The sequence below is a fragment of the Nibrella saemangeumensis genome, assembly GCF_039541915.1.
In the GTDB taxonomy this organism is placed as follows: Bacteria; Bacteroidota; Bacteroidia; order Cytophagales; family Spirosomataceae; genus Nibrella; species Nibrella saemangeumensis.
In genome coordinates this window covers 132,774-149,643 of record NZ_BAABHD010000082.1, presented here as the reverse complement: position 1 = coordinate 149,643, position 16,870 = coordinate 132,774, and the positions used below count along the sequence as shown (strand labels likewise).

The following is a 16,870-nucleotide window of genomic DNA, read 5'->3' as shown; positions in this document are numbered from 1 at the left end:
GGACGGGTACGGGATAAATTGGGACCAGGGGCAGCCAATGCTTTTTTCGGACTGGGAATAAGGCCTATACTACTGCTATTCGATAGTTTTATTAAGCGACTGCTTAGGTAATTGGCGCGAATTACTAACTTTCGGATTATACACTGAATCCAACAAAATATTTTAACATTGGCAAACACAGACATGGTTCAACCGAAGTTACCTCTTCGCAATACACCTTTATCACGCCTGACCACTAACCAACTGATTATTTTTGGTTTAGGTCTGGCTGTTTGTCTGCTTTACGCCCTATACACCCAACGCATCTGGGAAGATTGGTTCATCACTTTTCGCTCCAGCAAAAACCTGGCAATGGGCAACGGCCTGGTCTATCAGCCTGGTGAGCGCCTGCACACCTTCACCTCACCGCTGGGCGTGCTGATTCCGGCACTGCTCAGCTGGTTATGGGGCAGCCATTCTGATGAAGCCGTTATCTGGTCTTTCCGAATCATAGGTGCCTTCTTTATGGGCGGTGCCGGTATCCTGTTGTACCGGATAGCCAAAGCCTCTTTCCGTTCATGGAGCAGCGTGCTGCTGGTGGTAGGCCTGTTTTTTCTCGACATCAAAAGTATTGATAATGCCATAAACGGGATGGAGACGGCGTTCATGCTCTTCTTCACGGTCCTGTTTGTGTATGCGGTCTGGTCAGAAGAACACGTTAAATGGAAGCTTAGCGCCTTAGCCCTGGCAGGGTTGATGTGGACCCGCCCGGACGCCTTTATTATTGCCGGTGGTATCCTGGCAGGGTACGTGCTTTTCGGCAACAAAACCGCTCCGCAAACCTATTTAAACCGAATCCGGAAAGCGGTAATGACCGTGGTAGCGGGTGGTCTGCTTTACCTGCCCTGGCTGGTGTTTGCCTCTGTTTATTATGGGAGTTTCATTCCCAACACCATTCTGGCGAAAGGATTAGGAGCCAGTGTGTCTCCGCTTCACCTCCTAAAAAGATTTCTTGCCTTTCCAATTCGGGCATTCACCGATCCGCTTGAATACAATTTTCTGGGCTTGATCTTTTCGCCGGCGTATTCCTTTTGGGGGGGCTGGCCTGTTTATTTTATAGTCTTCAGCAAGGTTCTTTCTTTAATAAGTGTATTCTACTGGCTGGTGCCGGGCGGCAGAACCATCGGACGTATAACGTCGCTGGGTGCCTTCATGGGTGCATCGTATCTGGGAACCCTGGTGCAGATTCCTTATCCCTGGTATATTCCCCCGGTGACGCTTCTCAGCATTGTTTCTCTGGCCGCTGCTTACGACCAGCTAATTAGCTTAGGTAAGTCCAGAGTACTCCAGTATGTCGGGTATGCAGCCGCCGGAGTTATCCTGGTTACGCAGGCAAGTATTTTCGCGTTTGGGGCTTATAATGGCAGGCTTCAGCAGCAGTTGATTGAAGCCAACCGAAAACAGGTTGGCCAGTGGCTAAAAGCCAATGCCCAACTGCAGGAAACGGTTTTTCTGGAGTGCCTGGGCTATATCGGCTTTTATTCGGGCTTAAAGATGTATGATTACCCTGGCTTGTCTTCCCGGGAGGTAATCGACGTCCGGAAAAGCCTCATCCCCCACCACAACAGCCTTGCCCGCATAATTAACCGGCTTCATCCAGACTGGTTGGTGCTGCGCAATCTGGAGATTGGTAATATTAAGAAGGAAAGCTCCGTGCTCGATTCCGACTACGCGATTCATAAGGTCTTTTCGGTAGCCGACCAGGTCAGGGCGCAGCCATCGCTACCCGGTAAAGGACTTTTCCTGTTTGACCAGACGTTTACCGTTTTCCACCGGAAAACGCCGAAACAACAGGCGTATAAAGCAGTGCGCACGAATGCACCGGGCGATCAGCACCGCTCCGATGCCGCATTCACGATCCAGGATTAATTACCAATTGTATAAAATTGCTAATACCAGCCTCGCTTTTTAGCCTGGCCCGGTGGTAACCCTCCGTAGTAACCCCGCTTTTTAGCTTGTCCCGGTGGCAGTCCGCCATAGTAGCCCCGCTTTTTGGCCTGACCCGGCGGCATATGCCTGCGGGCGTGCGGATGGCCGGGCTTTTTATGCCAGCCGGGATGGCGGCCAGTATCATACCGGGGTGGATAGCGATCTACAATAACCGTTCGGGTGCAGGCAGCTCCGATCCAGGCCAGCAACACAACAAAGAGAACAACCGGTAGTACGTTCATAACAGGGTTTGATTCTGTTATAGTAACGAAGCAGGCCGGCATTTCTGGTATGTCTTACGACTGCTTTGACACAAAAACAACAAGCCGACGGGGGTCCGTCGGCTTGTCATGTTGAATCTGGTGTGGATTTGCGGAATTACTGAAGGTCAACTACCCGGCCAGGGGCCAACACCGGCTTTGTCGACAGGGTAATCTCTTTTTTTGTCTCATCTGTTCCGTTGGTAATAACCACCTGGTATTTACCGTCTTTCAACTCGCTCATGTCGAAACGCCCCCGGAAGTTGGTATCCTTTTTATCCAGTTGCTGCGAAGTCAACACATTGCCTTTTTCATCCATGATCTTAATGTAAATAGCGGCACCGGCTTCTTTGTCAACGGCTATGGCCATTTTTGTGGTGTTGGCTACCACGTACATTGATGACTGATAAGCCGCCGTTGCTTTGGGCTTAGCCGGTTTTGAATGGTCATCGGCGGCTATGGCCGTTACGGTTGATGATACACTGACAAGTGCGAAAAGAGCGGAAGCGATGAAAATTTTCATGGTGTGGATAGTATTTTAATGGTTCTGTTTTTTTGGTGTGGACAGGTTGTTGTGCCTGATTGTTGATTCAAAGGTATATCAGATTATAGTACCTTGCAATGCATAGTACTTTAGCGGTTTTATTCAGGGATGAACGGTAAACCGAGGGTAGATCGCTATTGGCCAGGGAACAAACACAAAAGCCAGTCCTCCTAACAGCCGCTTTTATAGCTTTCGGGAGGACCGGCCCATATAAGAAACCGGCATTGGTTCAATGCAACGTACCTATTGGTCGAGGAACTCCCGAATCCGGACTTTCATGCGGGGCAGTTCGCTTTCCGGGACAATGACAATAAAATTGCTGGAAACGGTTTCCCCATTGTGCAGAATATGGCCGGCTTTTACCTGAATGGTATTGGTCACCGTTTTCCCCTCGGCATTTTTGGTGGTCGTCGAATACGGCACAAAGAATTCCGGGGCACGAACATTCCCGCTTTTCGAGGTCAGGCGCATACCGGTCGCATTGATGCAATCAAACTGGGCCAGCAGATCCTGGTCCTGCTGCCCAAATAAGGTCTGTTTGGGCAGCAGCAGTTTGGTGCAGCCGCTTTTGTTGGTGGCATATACGGTTACCTCAAAGCGGCCAAAGGAACCCTTACTGCCAACATCTTTTTTACTTTCGTTCCGGATGGCAAAGCCGTATTCGATACCGTTCAGTGCCACCGGCTTTGTTTCTTCAAGATCAAATGACGCCTGCGCCATAGCCGACACGCTCAGCGTGGCAATCAACAGGAAAGATAGGATAGACTTAATCATGACGAACAGAAGGTTTATGTGTTTTGGTGTGTTTTTGCCCAAAAATGGCGGATCTTTTACCGCCCCAGCCCAAGCTGTTCGTAAACGGTAAAACTTCTGAGTTTTCTGTCGGAACGGTTTTTTGCCATGCAGGACAGGTGCTCCCGATCAGCGCCTGTCAAACAAAATCGTATAGGGGTTGTTATGTATGCAATTACTCAACTTTTGAAAAACGTTATGGAAATCTTAGTAACCATTCTGGTAGGTGCCATTGCCGGTTGGCTGGCCGACCTTGTGTTTAAGCGCTTCTCGCTGTCTCTTTTCATGGAGATCATCCTGGGTATTATTGGTGCCTTTATCGGTGGCTGGATCTTTGGTAATGCCTTTGACACCGGTGCCGGTGGTATTCTGGACCGTATCCTGACTGCTTTCGTCGGTGCCTGTATCGTGCTGGGTATTGCCGCATTGATTAAGGGATCAAGACGCACCGTCTAATCGGAAGTCAATTTCATACATCTTGGCAGAAGAGCCGGCTGGTAGCCGGCTCTTCTGCGTTATAAGCGGTGCAGCCTCAATTTCCGGCCAAAACCGGGCTGGCTTACCGGAAAAATAATAACTTGACGCTATGATTCATGACACCACCTCCGATACGTTCCGGTCCGAACTGGCCGATAAACTCCGGCAGCTCGAACAGAAATATGCCGCTATGGGCCAGGATATGGCGTCGTATCTAGAAGGGCTGCTGCAGGCCGATTACCTGACCTACTGGGACTATATTCACCTGGAAACGCTGCTGTCGCTCCAGAATCCGCGAACGGCCTATCCGGATGAACTGATCTTTATTACCTACCACCAGACGGTAGAGCTTTACTTTAAACTCGTACTTCACGAGATCTACCAGATTGCCGGGCACGAAGCGCTCACCGCTGCCTTTTTCACGGAGCGGATGCAGCGCATCAACCGCTACTTCGCCATTCTTCAGCACTCCTTCGACGTTATGGTGGAGGGCCTGGACCGGAACCAGTTCCTGAAATTCCGGATGGCGCTGCTGCCGTCGAGTGGCTTTCAGTCGGTACAATTCCGGCAAATTGAAATAGCGTCTACCGATTTCCGGAACCTGGTGGTAGCGCCGGAAGGGATGGCCAGCGATGCCCCCGTAGAAGCTCTGTATGAATACCTGTACTGGAAGCAGGGTGCCACCGAGCTGGCTACCCACCAGAAAACCCTTACCCTCCGGCAGTTTGAGAAGCGCTATGGGCCACAGTTGGTCAAAATGGCGGTTGAGTGTAAGGAGCGAAACCTGTGGCGCTGTTTCCGGCGGCTGCAGGCCACGGGTACCGCCACGGAGGAACTGATTACCGAACTCCGCGACTTCGACCGGCGGGTGAATGTTCAGTGGAAATTATCGCATCTGCGCTCGGCGGTGAAGTACCTGCACAAGGAGCCGGAAGACATCAAGGCAACCGGTGGTACCAACTGGCAGACATATCTGCCTCCCGTTCAGCAAAACCGGATCTTTTTTCCGGATATCTGGTCCGAAGCGGAGAAACAGCACTGGGGTAGCTTCCGGTTTGGCAGCCAGCCGTCCTGATACGCCAAAAACGCCGACGCCCAGCCAAAAGGCTGGGCGTCGGCGGGCGTCACTGGTGTGAATATTTCGTTAGTCAATAATGGCTACCCGGCTAAACGTGGTCGCTTTTGTTGACAAGGTTACTTCTTTTGCAGTTGTCTCGGCTCCGTTGTCTATTTCTACCGTGTAGGTACCGTCTTGAAGTTCGCTCATATCGAACCGGCTCCAGAACTTACCATCTTTCTTTTGCAGGTAGCTCGTATGCAGCACGTGGCCTTTCGCATCTTTCAGGCGAACTTCAACACGGCCGGCCGCTTTTTCGACGATAACGTTCAGCTTAGCCGCTGAAGATGACGGAAACACCGCCACCCGGTAAGAGGTCGGGGCCTTGGGGCCAGTCAGTCGGTGGCTATCAGCCGAAGCGGTCAGTGATGTTGCGCTTAAAGTCAGCGCCAGGGCGATTGTGGTGATTAACGTTTTCATTGTCTTGTGTGTGGATAGATTGTTAAACTGTTCTTGTTGGTGTGTTCAATCGTTGTCTGATTGATGAATCAAAGGTAGCCTGAAAACCGCTACCTTGCATTGCATACTACTCCAGCGGTTGTTTTATCAAGATGAATGGTAAAAAGGATGGACGATTGATTAAATGGTCCGAAAACGGGGAGTAATCGGTGTCCGTTTCCGGACACTTTCATCTGGTTATCAATCAGTTACACACTAATTTAACGATTGATTCGTTTGGATTGCCTGGTGTTTTTGGTGGGCTGGCAAAAGGAGTGGCATTACACATAGCAGGCTGCCGGTACAGCTTCATCCCATCCTGGCATAAAAACGTCAGCCGCTATCGGAGGGGATAGCGGCTGACGGACAGATAAGAGGAAGGTGAACTGGAAGAACTTAATCAGGCCGGCTCCAGCACCGGTGCCGACCTGACCACCCTCAGTTAGTTCATTTCAATATTGCGGCTTACGGTGGCAGGAGACTGCGTCGACAGCGTGATGTCTTTTACGGTTGTTTCAACGCCGTTGGTTACCTCTACCCGGTAGGTACCGTCGGCCAGATTGCTCATGTTCAATTTGCTCCAGAACTTACCGTCTTTCTTTTGCAGATGGTTGGTATGCAGCACGCGACCGCTGGCGTCTTTCAGGCGGATCTCTACGCGGCCACCCATTTCTTTCTCAATCATTACGTTCAGGGTAGTGGCCGATGCAGAGGCAAATACGGCGGCTTTATAGGCCGTTGGCGCTGTGTTATCTTTGCCGCCGGTGGCGAACGATGTCAGCGATAAAGCGCTAAGAGATAAAGCCAGGGCGAATGTTTTTACGAAGGTTTTCATGTTTTTGTGTGGACAGTGTGTTTGTTACTTTCTTTTTGCGTGTCAGGTATTCTGCGCCTGTTTGATGGTTCAAAGATAGTGGAGTAAACCGGCAGCAGCCTGCAGAGACTACGTAAACGGCAACTGCTTTATATGAATGGTAAAAAGCCGGGACGATTGATTGAACGGACGCTCATACGCAAAATTCAGTGTCCGATACCGGACATTCAAGCCTGTATATCAGCAACTTATAAAAAATACATTTATTATTTGGCATTTGAGGCTTATCTTGCAATTACATTATGCAACCATCAGAAAAGGCCAAAGAATTGTTTCGTCAGCCTACGCTCCTCTCCTCGCTCGAAGGACTTGTAGTAGCCGAAAGCACGCGTCACGGGGGAGTCAGTCCCCAGCCGTATGCATCCCTGAACCTTGGCATGAACACCTCCGACGATCCGGCCAACGTAGCCGAAAACCGCCGGCGATTCTTTGAGGCCCTAACTATTGAGCCGGATCGGGTGGCCTCCTCCCATCAGATACACGGCGCAGACGTCCTGCTGACCACGGAACCCGGTCGCTATGATGGCTATGATGCCCTGATTACGAATCAGCCGGATTTGTACCTGGCCGTCAGCACGGCCGACTGTGTTCCCGTCTTGATTTACGACCAGCGACACCGCGCCGTGGCCGCTGTACACGCCGGCTGGCGGGGAACGGCAAGCGGTATTGTATCGCTCACCCTGAAGGCCATGCAGGAACAGTTTGACACCCACCCCGGCGATTGCTATGCGTATGTGGGAACGTGCATCGACGAAACTTCCTTTGACGTTGGCCCCGACGTGGCGGAACAATTTGGCCCGAACCACAAACGGATCGACCCGTTTTCCGGTAAGGCCTTTATCAACCTGAAATCAGCCAATACCAAACAACTCACCGATTTCGGTATTCCGGCCGCCCATATCGCCGTTTCTACTTTTTCAACCGTACTGGACAACAAAGATTACTTCTCTCACCGACACGAGAAAGGGCAAACCGGCCGGATGCTGGCGGTGATTGGTCTCAGACCCAGTTAGCAAGCTAGGCCAACTTGCATTGGACAGAAAGAAACCTCACGACTATTTACCGCAAATCATTTCCGTTTTTCTGAAGCACAAAAAAAGAGATGACACCCGTAGGTGCCATCTCTTTCAAACCTAAGCGTAATCCGGTTCTTAGTAACCAGGATTCTGCTTCAAGACGCTCGGTCCCTGAATATCGATCTGAGCCTGCGGAATCGGCAGGTACTCATCCTGATTGGTCGTAAACTTAGCGCCACCCAATGCGTTCGGCAGTTTCTTGCTTTCGTAAGCTAGGTAGGAGTTCACTACCGGCTCAACAATGCCCCAGCGCACCAGGTCAAAGAAGCGATGCCCCTCATCAGACAGCTCAATACGACGCTCGAAACGTACGGTGTTACGCGCAGCTTCTTTGGTGGCGAAGTTAGCCGCCGGATATTCGCTGATTACGTAATTAGCCGCATTCGTTCCATCAGCCCGCTTCACAAAGCTGGCCGGGTTGGCAGCCCGCTTCCGAACCATGTTCGTATATTCCATAGCTTTTGCCAGGGTACCCACTTCCACTTCAGCTTCTGCTGCCATCAGCAACACATCGGCAAAGCGAATGATCGGCACGTTAAGTGCGGTATAGCCCGGTGTCCAGGAACTGTTATCCTGCAGGGAGCCCTTGTCAGACTTATAGTAAATGAACTTCTTGGGTGCATACGGACCACCATTCGGCTGGTTCCGAATCCAGTCGGCGCCGGGGAAATCCTGCCAGTCGAGGTACGGAATACCACGACGACCAACGGCATGGTCCAGACGGGGATCAACCGGGCCGGCATCTGGCGTGAACGCATCTTTCGTCAGAATACCCATATCGCTTTTTACCTCATTGGCTGGAGTGCTGTACTGTCCACCTCCCTGGTCAGTAACGGCACCGGTCAGCAACGGCAAACCATTGGCGTTTGTGCGGAAGGAGTTCACCAGATCAAAACTCGGCTGGTTAAAACCGCAGCAGTTACCCGGTCCGTTGGGACCGGTGTTATACGGGTAGTTCAGGTCAAACTCCGGGTTAGCATTGTTTACGCTACCGGTGTTTGCCGCTGCCTGAATCGCAAACACTGACTCCAGGTTATTATCATTAGACGCCTTGAAGACATCGGCATACTGCGGTACCAGACCGTATTTTTTACCACCGGCTGTCTGGCCGTTGGCAATGATCAGATCGAACAATGCCTTGGCTTCAGCATATTTCTTCTGGTACATATACGTCTTTGCCAGGTAAGAAGCCGCGGCCCACTTGTTGGCCCGGCCTACCTGACCCTGCGTTTCCGGCAGGTTGTCGTACGCAGCTTTGAAGTCAGCTTCGATCTTCGGCCACAGATCAGCCTGATTCGTTACTTTCTCAATACCGGTACCGTAGTCAAGAGTTTCATCGACATAAGGCGTATTGTTAAACAGACGCTTCAACTGGAAGTAGTAGTGAGCACGCAGAAAACGAGCCTCACCGCTAATCCGCTTCTTGTCGTCCTCGGTTACGTCGGCTCCGGCTTCCTTGATCAATCGCAACACGTTGTTGGCACGGGCCACACCTTCGTAGTTACCAGACCAGGCATCGGCGATTACCCCCTGTGTTGACAGGTACTCGTACCGCTGAATTGGATTGATATCACTGAAGTCCCCAGGGTCCGTTCCTTTGTTGGAGTCGCCCCCCCGGATGTTTCCCCATACCCAGTTAGAGGCACTGGCCATGCGATTGGCCCGGCCATTTAGCTGGGCGTAGGCAGAAATCAGCGCGCCATCCAGTCCTTTCTTGGAGGTTAGCTGGGCACTACTTACCTGACCGGTAGGTGGTACCACCAGAAAACTGTCTTTACAGGCGAAGCCAATGAGTGTGACACCTAAAGTTGTCGCTATGACTCGTTTTGTGATTATATGTTTCATACAAATAACTATGAATCTTGTTTTATCGACCGGCAGAAACGGTTTAGATCGCTGCTGCCGGTCTGGTGGTTACGATAGATAATTAGAAACCAAGGTTAAGACCTATCGTCCAGCTTCTGGTAATGGGGTAGTTTCCTACATCGATACCAAAGTTAGTATCGGCGTTACCACCTACCGACGGATCCAGACCCTGGTATTTAGTCACCGTAAACAGGTTGTTAGTCGACACGAATACCCGCAGACGCTGCAGACGGGCCCGCTCCAGGATATTAGCCGGCATGGTGTAGCCCAGGGTCAGGTTCTGCATCCGCAGGTAGCTGCCATCCTCAACATACCAGGAGTTCGCCTGTGTGTTGGTGCTGAAGTTAGAAGCTTTTTCGAAGATCGGCGTAGAGGCATCCCGGTTCTCAGGCGTCCAGGAATCTTTCACGCGCTCGCTGATCGCAGCACCGGCAAATGACGGATAGAAATCGGTAAACCACTTCGATACGTTGAAGATCTTATTACCAACCGACGCGTAGAAATACGTTGCCAGGTCAAAGTTCTTGAAGTTCAGCTGCAGGTTCAGACCACTAGTGAATTTTGGAACCGGACTGCCCAGGTACGTACGGTCGTTGATGTCAATTTTACCGTTACCGTCGATATCAGCATACCGGAACCGGCCCGGAGCGGCACCTTCCTGCGTAGGAGCAGCGGCTACTTCTTCTTTGCTCTGGAACAGGCCCAACACCTGATAGCCATAGAACGACGAGATCGAATAACCCAACTGGTTCCGGATCGGGTTGATACCGCGGAAGCCGGGGTTAACCGTCGTCAGGTACGTCAGACCCGGCGCCAGCTCAACAATTTTGTTGCTCAGAACACCAGCGGTAAAGTTTACCTCATAACCCAGGTCGGTGTTAATCTTGCCGCGGTTGATGATCTGCAGGTCAATACCCTTGTTCTCCATCTTACCAACGTTAACCGAAGGGGCCGCAGCCTGATAACCGACAACCTGCGCAACCGGTACCTGGAACAACAGGTCGCGGGTATCTTTCTGCCACAGATCCAGGATTACATCCAGTCGGCCGTTGAAGAAGGTAGCATCGATACCAATGTTCTTGGTAATACTGGTTTCCCATTTTGCATTCGGGTTACCGATCCGGGTCCGATAGTAGCCTTCCGAAACACTGGAGTTGCTGCCGCTGATGTCATATACCGACTGACCCAGGTTATTGGCATAGAGACTGTACTGGTTGTTCGGGTCTACGTTGTTGGAGTTACCCATTAAACCGTAACCACCGCGAATCTTCAGGTCGGTAATCCAGGGGACGTTCCGCATGAACTCCTCAGACGTAACCCGCCATGCTGCCGAGAAAGCCGGGAACACACCGTACCGGTTGTTAGCACCGAAACGGGAAGAACCATCGCGACGAACCAGCGCGGTAACAATGTACCGATCGTTGAATGAGTAATTCACCCGACCAAACAGCGAGAAGAAGTTAACACCTTTAAACAGGTTACTACCGATAACCCGGCCACTCGGCGAAACGGTGTTCAGCGTAACAAAGTTGATGTCCTGAGAGAATGGGTTCAGACCGTTACCGTTCATGTTCCGGCCAAAACCAGTATTCAAGGCTTCCTGACCCAGCAGGACGTCCAGGTTATGCACGCCAAAGCGCTGCTTAAAGTTAGCGGTGTTAGAGAATACCCAGGATAAGCTGTATCCACCCCCTTCGTTATAACTAAAGGCAGAGTTGTTTTCTGAGTTCTCGTACTGCCAGCGGCCGTAACCAAAGTTGTAGAAGTTATCGTACCGGCCCCCGATGCTGGTGCGCAGCGTCAGGCTTTCGATCGGATTGTACTCCAGGTACAGGTTACCAAAGCCCTGACCGTTGAAGCCCCGGTTGTTACGGATACCATCCCGTTCTGCTACCGGGTTACGGGGGTTATTAAAGCCCCTGGCTGCCGTACCGGCATATCCGCCGAATTCATCGTATACCGGAATGATAGATGGCATCCGGAAAGCACCCAGGATTGAGTTCTCGTCCGCGGCCACACCCTGACCACCAGATCCACCACCCTGGCCTAATACCGAACGGTAGGTGAACTGCATATTCTCCCCGATACGGAGGTTCTTCAGGATATCAAACTCGGAGTTCACCCGGAACGAATACCGCTTAAAGCTGTTGTAAAGCAGAATACCCTGCTGATCCTGAACACCTAAGCCCATATAGTACCGGCTAGTCTCAGAACCACCGGAGATACCCAGCGTATGGCGGTGCAGCGGAGCCGGGCGGGTGATAGCACCGTACCAGTCTGTTCCGGCCTTGTTTGCTCTTACCAACTGGTAGATTGACCCTGCACTGGGATCAATGTTATACAGTTTTCTGGCAGCTTCCACGTCGACATTACCGGTAACGCCATAGCTTAATGACCGGGTGCCGGTTGAACCAACAACAGGTACGATCAGGTAATCAGGAATAACCGGGGTGGCTCCGGTACCAAACTGCGGATGGCTGAAAATAGGTTGTCTGCCTTCCTGGAAAGCAGCATTTTTCTCGGCATTCCAGGTCCACGTAGCAAAATCCTGCGTGTTCAGCATTTGCTGGCCTTTGCCGGGGTCAGTTACGCCGTACATACCATCATAGGTAATGTTCAGTTTACGGGCTGAGCGGGAGCCTTTCTTGGTGGTGTAAACAATCACACCGTTGGCAGCCCGCGCACCGTAGATCGAAGCCGACGCAGCATCTTTCAATACCGTAGTCGACTCGATGTCATCCGGGTTCAGGAAGTCGGTTGTTCCTACCGGTACCCCGTCAACAATGTACAGCGGCTCGTTACCACCGAAGGCACCGAAACCCCGCACGCGGATCTGGCTGGTTGTACCCGGCTGGCCGTTGGTAATCACCGTTACCCCGGCTACGCGACCCTGCAGCTGCTGCTCCACGTTACCGGTTGGGGTTACCGTGAGGTCTTTCGCCTTTACAGTGGCTACGGCACCGGTTGTTTCACGGCGGCTGTCCGTCGTATAACCGGTTACAATAACCTCGTTCAGGGCGGTTACATCTTCCTGCAGGTTAACGGTAAGACTGGACTGGTTTCCGACCGCCACTTCCTGGGACCGGTAGCCGATACCCGAAATGACCAGAACCGGATTTGCACCTCTCAAGGTGAGAGAAAAGTTACCATCGGCATCCGTAGAGGTACCCGTAGTGGTCCCTTTGATCACGACGTTCGCGCCAGGCACTGGCCCGTCTGTACTTGTCACTCGTCCCGTGACACGACGGTCCTGGGCGGAAACACTCATACTTAAGAATAGCATGAGTGCACACAAAAAACCAGCTTTTAAGGACTGATAAAAGTTTGGCATCATATGGTTAGGGATGTTAAAAAATTAAAACCGGTTCAATTTTATAGAAGAAACATCACATTTCAAAATGGTCTTTGCTTAGCGTATGTTTTACACAAAGTAATTTATTGTATTTTTTTTATATGAATCGTGACAACCAAAATTCTACTCATTTGATTTTAAGTTTGTTATTTTATGAGCTTAAAGCGGTATTCGACTAAGAATAAGGTGAAGAAAAGATTTTTTTTTCTTTGAACAAAAAGAAGGATATCTACCTAATAACCAAAACAGTTACTACCAAACAAATTTATAATCAAAGAGAGAAGAGAGGCCAATGATTTGATTTTATCAGGTTTTGGTTCGCCACTTTTTTTTCCGGCCGGCACTATAAATAGGAGTTATACACGTTCCCTTTGTAAATTAGCTGTTTGAAACACAACCCGGTGTCATCTGTGCAACGATCATTCTTTCTCTTTACGGCCCTCGCCCTTGCCGCACTGCTGCTGAGTTCATGCGATAAGCCGCTCTTCACGCAGGTTACGGCCGAGGAGTCGGGCATTACGTTCTCGAACCGCATTAGTGAGAACGACACCCTGAATATCCTTGATTTTGAATACATCTATAATGGCGGTGGAGCTGCCATTGGCGATTTTAACAACGATGGCCTGCAGGATGTGTTTTTTTCGGGAAATCAGGTTTCCAACAAGCTGTACCTCAACAAAGGAGATTTTAAGTTCACTGATATTACGGAGAAAGCTGGGGTTGGTGGTAACGGTAAGTGGTGTTCGGGCGTTGCCGTGGTCGATATCAACAATGACGGCTGGCTGGATCTGTACGTAGGCGCGACCGTCAGCAAAACAGCGGCCCGGCGGGAAAACCTGCTCTACGTGAACCAGGGGGTTAAGCAGCCGGGCGATGTTCCGGTGTTCAGGGAAATGGCCAGTGCCTACGGCGTTGCCGATGATGGACACACCACCAATGCGGCTTTCTTTGATTACGACAACGACGGCGACCTCGACCTCTATGTTCTGACGAATACCATCGAGAACTACCCGAACGCTTATCACAAAAAAGTTGTCGATGGCTCCTCTCCTACTACCGACCGGCTGTATCGGAATGACTGGAACGAACAGCTTGGTCATCCGGTGTTCACCAATGTGTCCAGGCAGGCCGGTATTCAGATTGAAGGCTATGGTCTCGGCCTGAACATCTGCGACATCAACCGCGATGGCTGGAAGGACATTTACGTTACCAACGATTACCTGAGTGACGACCTTCTGTACATTAACAACCACGACGGCACCTTTACCGACCAGGCCAGCCAGGTGTTTAAGCACACCAGCAATACGGCTATGGGCAATGACGTAACCGATATTAATAATGACGGGCTGATGGACATCATCGCGGTGGATATGCTCCCGCAGGATAACCTCCGGAAAAAAGTCCTTCTGGGCCCAAACAACTACCAGACCTATTTAAACAACGAGGAGTACGGCTTCAACTATCAATATACCCGCAATACCCTCCAGTTGAACCAGGGCTTCCGGCCGGCACCGGCCCTCGCTAATCCGGCCGATTCACTGAAGAACCGCCAGCCGGTATTTAGCGAAATAAGCCTGCTGTCCAACATAGCCGAAACCGACTGGAGCTGGACACCCCTGGTTATTGATTTCGACCACGATGGTTACCGGGATCTAATTGTTACCAATGGCTTCCCCAAAGACATTACCGATCGTGATTTTATGCAGTTCCGGGCCAACAGCTCTTCGGTCGCCAGCAAAAGCTTTACGCTGGAGCAGATCCCGGTCATTAAAATCAGCAATTATGCGTTCCGGAACCAGGGCGACCTCACGTTTACGAACGTGACCAAAGACTGGGGGCTGGAACAGCCTTCTTTTTCCGACGGTGCCGCCTACGGTGACCTGGACAATGACGGTGATCTCGATTTTGTGATCAACAACATCAACGACTCTGCTTTTGTCTACCGCAACAATCTTATGGAGACAAAGGCCAAAGAAGCTAATTACCTCCGGATCAAATTTAAAGGGAATGATACCAACCGGATGGGCCTCGGCACGTTTGTGGAGATCACCTACGATGGTGGCAAAAAGCAGGTCTATGAACACTCGCCCTACCGGGGCTACCTCTCATCCGTAGAGCCGGCGGCCCACTTTGGCTTAGGAGCCGTTTCAACCGTTGAGCAGGTAAAAATTATCTGGCCGGCCCAGGGCACCACGCCCGCCAAAGCCCAGACCCTGCGTGGGGTGAAAGCCAATCAGGTGCTGACCGTCGACAGCCGCAACGCCACCGAACCAGCCACGTACCCGCCCACCAGCCCGGCCCGGCCGGTCTTCCGCGAGGTCACCGATTCCCTTAACCTGACGTTTGTCCATCAGGAACCGGAGTTCATCGACTTCAACGTGCAGAAACTGCTGCCGCATAAGCTGTCGCAGTTTGCCCCCGCCGTGTCTACCGGTGATGTGAATGGCGACGGGCTGACTGATTTATTTATTGGGGGCTCCCGGTCACAAAAAGGGACGTTTTATCTCCAGACGGTTCAGGGCACGTTTGTTCAGCGGGATCTGTTACCGGGTCCGGAGAATATTCCTCCGGCTCCGATTGGTGCGGCCAGCTACGGCCGGCCGGTTAGCCCCAAACAGGAGGAAGACATGGGCACCCTGTTGTTCGATGCCGACGGCGACGGCGATCTGGACCTGTATATTGCCAGTGGAGGCATGGAAGCCGAACCCAACAGCCCTGCGTACCAGGACCGGCTATTTATCAATGATGGCACGGGTCAGTACACATTGGCCCCTCGGGCACTACCCAAAAGCCTGATCAGCAAATCCTGCGTAAAAGCTGCCGATTTTGACCGGGATGGTGATCTTGATCTGTTTGTGGGTGGCCGCGTAGAGCCAGCCCAGTACCCCAAACCGGTATCCAGCTATATTCTGCGAAACGACTCGCAGCCCGGCCAGCCTACCTTTACGGACGTAACGGCTTCGGTAGCGGAAGACCTCCTGAACCTGGGTCTCGTTTGTGATGCGCTTTGGACCGACTTTGATAACGACGGCTGGATGGACCTGATGCTGGCGGGGGAATGGATGCCGCTGACTTTTTTACAGAATGTAAACGGTAAACTCACCAACCGGAAAACCGTTACCCTGCCCAACTCCGAAATCGCAGCCGTTGGGTGGTGGAACAGCCTGCTGGCCGCCGATTTTGATCGCGACGGGGACATAGACTATATCGCCGGTAACCTGGGCAGCAATACCTTAAGCCAGGCCAGTGTAAAGGAGCCCATCTCCGTGTATGCCAAAGATTTTGATAACAACGGCTTTTACGATGCCATCCTGACGACCTACTTCCCCGACGGAAACGGTCAGCGTAAAGAATTCACCTTTCACGGTCGGGAAGACCTGATCCGGCAGATGATTTCTATGCGCGCCCGGTTCCCGTTATACAAAGATTTTGCGGGCGCGTCGGTCGACAAACTGTTGAAAGAAGAGGAACTGAAAGATGCCATTGTGCTGCGGGCCAACTACATGAAGTCTGCGTATATAGAGAACCTGGGCAACGGTGCTTTCCGGCTGAAGGATCTTCCGGTTCAGGCACAGCTGGCTCCGGTTTTCGGTATGCTTGCCGATGATTTTGACCAGGATGGGCATCCGGATGTTCTGCTGGTGGGAAATGATCACAGTAACGAAGTTTTTGTTGGCCGGCTGGACGCCTTGAACGGTCTGATGCTGAAAGGCGACGGCAAAGGCAGTTTCACCGCCCTGACGCCGGCAACCAGTGGCTTTTATGTACCCGGCAATGCCAAAGGGCTGACCAGGCTGAGTGATGCCACCGGAAATCAGCTCATTGTGGCTACGCAGAATCGGGGACCGTTAAAAGTGTTCCGCGCCGGGCGTTCGGCACGGGTGGTACCGTTAAAGCCTACCGATGTAGCAGCCTTTATTACATACAGCGACGGACGGCGGGAAAAAGCAGAGTTTTGTTACGGTCAGTCCTTTCTTTCCCAATGCGCCCGCGAGTTACCCCTGAACCATGGGGTAAAAGCAGTCGAAATTATTGATTCCAAAGGGCAACGCCGGCCGGTTTCCGTTGGTACTCTGGTAACAGCGAGACATTCCCGGTAGCCGGTG

At 51.6% G+C, this 16,870-nt stretch carries 12 protein-coding genes; 5 read left to right on the top strand and 7 right to left on the bottom strand.

The genetic code is table 11. From position 1 onward, the window contains the following. Positions 1 to 183 precede the first annotated feature (183 nt). The gene (locus tag ABD949_RS25725; protein WP_345248450.1) at positions 184 to 1,908 is read left to right on the top strand and encodes a hypothetical protein; all 1,725 of its coding nucleotides are present in this window, start codon (positions 184 to 186) and stop codon (positions 1,906 to 1,908) included. Positions 1,909 to 1,928: 20 nt separating this feature from the next. Here the strand turns inward: ABD949_RS25725 and ABD949_RS25720 are convergent, their stop codons facing one another. From ABD949_RS25720 to ABD949_RS25710, 3 genes are all read right to left on the bottom strand, one after another. Beyond that, the gene (locus ABD949_RS25720; protein WP_345248448.1) at positions 1,929 to 2,210 is read right to left on the bottom strand and encodes a hypothetical protein; all 282 of its coding nucleotides are present in this window, start codon (positions 2,208 to 2,210) and stop codon (positions 1,929 to 1,931) included. A 136-nt stretch (positions 2,211 to 2,346) separates the two neighbouring features. Further along, positions 2,347 to 2,751, bottom strand: coding sequence for a hypothetical protein (locus ABD949_RS25715; RefSeq protein ID WP_345248446.1), 405 nt, complete (start codon positions 2,749 to 2,751; stop codon positions 2,347 to 2,349). A 264-nt stretch (positions 2,752 to 3,015) separates the two neighbouring features. Further along, positions 3,016 to 3,546 (bottom strand): ABC transporter permease, encoded by a 531-nt coding sequence (locus ABD949_RS25710; RefSeq protein ID WP_345248444.1) that lies wholly within the window; start codon positions 3,544 to 3,546, stop codon positions 3,016 to 3,018. A gap of 216 nt (positions 3,547 to 3,762) precedes the next feature. Here ABD949_RS25710 and ABD949_RS25705 point away from each other — a divergent pair, with 216 nt between their 5' ends. Continuing rightward, on the top strand, positions 3,763 to 4,020 hold the full coding sequence (locus ABD949_RS25705) for a GlsB/YeaQ/YmgE family stress response membrane protein (RefSeq protein WP_345248442.1): 258 nt from the start codon (positions 3,763 to 3,765) through the stop codon (positions 4,018 to 4,020). Between the two features lie 130 nt (positions 4,021 to 4,150). Continuing rightward, positions 4,151 to 5,116, top strand: a complete 966-nt coding sequence (locus ABD949_RS25700; RefSeq protein ID WP_345248440.1) for a tryptophan 2,3-dioxygenase family protein — start codon at positions 4,151 to 4,153, stop codon at positions 5,114 to 5,116. Positions 5,117 to 5,185: 69 nt separating this feature from the next. Here the strand turns inward: ABD949_RS25700 and ABD949_RS25695 are convergent, their stop codons facing one another. Continuing rightward, positions 5,186 to 5,578 carry a hypothetical protein gene (locus ABD949_RS25695; RefSeq protein ID WP_345248438.1) on the bottom strand — a complete coding sequence of 131 codons (393 nt, stop codon included), beginning with the start codon at positions 5,576 to 5,578 and terminating at the stop codon, positions 5,186 to 5,188. 460 nt (positions 5,579 to 6,038) lie between these two features. Continuing rightward, on the bottom strand, positions 6,039 to 6,431 hold the full coding sequence (locus ABD949_RS25690; protein WP_345248436.1) for a T9SS type A sorting domain-containing protein: 393 nt from the start codon (positions 6,429 to 6,431) through the stop codon (positions 6,039 to 6,041). Positions 6,432 to 6,712: 281 nt separating this feature from the next. Here ABD949_RS25690 and pgeF point away from each other — a divergent pair, with 281 nt between their 5' ends. Continuing rightward, a complete protein-coding gene (gene pgeF / locus ABD949_RS25685; protein ID WP_345248434.1) occupies positions 6,713 to 7,483 on the top strand; it encodes a peptidoglycan editing factor PgeF in 771 nt (256 codons plus the stop codon). A gap of 138 nt (positions 7,484 to 7,621) precedes the next feature. On the opposite strand, the gene ABD949_RS25680 is transcribed toward pgeF, so the two are convergent. Beyond that, positions 7,622 to 9,391, bottom strand: a complete 1,770-nt coding sequence (locus ABD949_RS25680) for a RagB/SusD family nutrient uptake outer membrane protein (RefSeq protein WP_345248432.1) — start codon at positions 9,389 to 9,391, stop codon at positions 7,622 to 7,624. A gap of 82 nt (positions 9,392 to 9,473) precedes the next feature. After that, entirely contained in the window at positions 9,474 to 12,746 is a 3,273-nt protein-coding gene (locus ABD949_RS25675; protein ID WP_425576810.1) for a SusC/RagA family TonB-linked outer membrane protein, read from the bottom strand. A gap of 428 nt (positions 12,747 to 13,174) precedes the next feature. Here ABD949_RS25675 and ABD949_RS25670 point away from each other — a divergent pair, with 428 nt between their 5' ends. Next, entirely contained in the window at positions 13,175 to 16,864 is a 3,690-nt protein-coding gene (locus tag ABD949_RS25670; RefSeq protein ID WP_345248428.1) for a CRTAC1 family protein, read from the top strand. Positions 16,865 to 16,870 lie beyond the last annotated feature (6 nt).

Excerpts from the sequence above, each read along its gene's own strand:
- ABD949_RS25725 (WP_345248450.1), top strand. The coding sequence starts at position 184 with ATGGTTCAACCGAAGTTACCTCTTCGCAATACACCTTTATCACGCCTG.
- ABD949_RS25720 (WP_345248448.1), bottom strand. The coding sequence starts at position 2,210 with ATGAACGTACTACCGGTTGTTCTCTTTGTTGTGTTGCTGGCCTGGATC.
- ABD949_RS25715 (WP_345248446.1), bottom strand. The coding sequence starts at position 2,751 with ATGAAAATTTTCATCGCTTCCGCTCTTTTCGCACTTGTCAGTGTATCA.
- ABD949_RS25710 (WP_345248444.1), bottom strand. The coding sequence starts at position 3,546 with ATGATTAAGTCTATCCTATCTTTCCTGTTGATTGCCACGCTGAGCGTG.
- ABD949_RS25705 (WP_345248442.1), top strand. The coding sequence starts at position 3,763 with ATGGAAATCTTAGTAACCATTCTGGTAGGTGCCATTGCCGGTTGGCTG.
- ABD949_RS25700 (WP_345248440.1), top strand. The coding sequence starts at position 4,151 with ATGATTCATGACACCACCTCCGATACGTTCCGGTCCGAACTGGCCGAT.
- ABD949_RS25695 (WP_345248438.1), bottom strand. The coding sequence starts at position 5,578 with ATGAAAACGTTAATCACCACAATCGCCCTGGCGCTGACTTTAAGCGCA.
- ABD949_RS25690 (WP_345248436.1), bottom strand. The coding sequence starts at position 6,431 with ATGAAAACCTTCGTAAAAACATTCGCCCTGGCTTTATCTCTTAGCGCT.
- pgeF (WP_345248434.1), top strand. The coding sequence starts at position 6,713 with ATGCAACCATCAGAAAAGGCCAAAGAATTGTTTCGTCAGCCTACGCTC.
- ABD949_RS25680 (WP_345248432.1), bottom strand. The coding sequence starts at position 9,391 with ATGAAACATATAATCACAAAACGAGTCATAGCGACAACTTTAGGTGTC.
- ABD949_RS25675 (WP_425576810.1), bottom strand. The coding sequence starts at position 12,746 with ATGATGCCAAACTTTTATCAGTCCTTAAAAGCTGGTTTTTTGTGTGCA.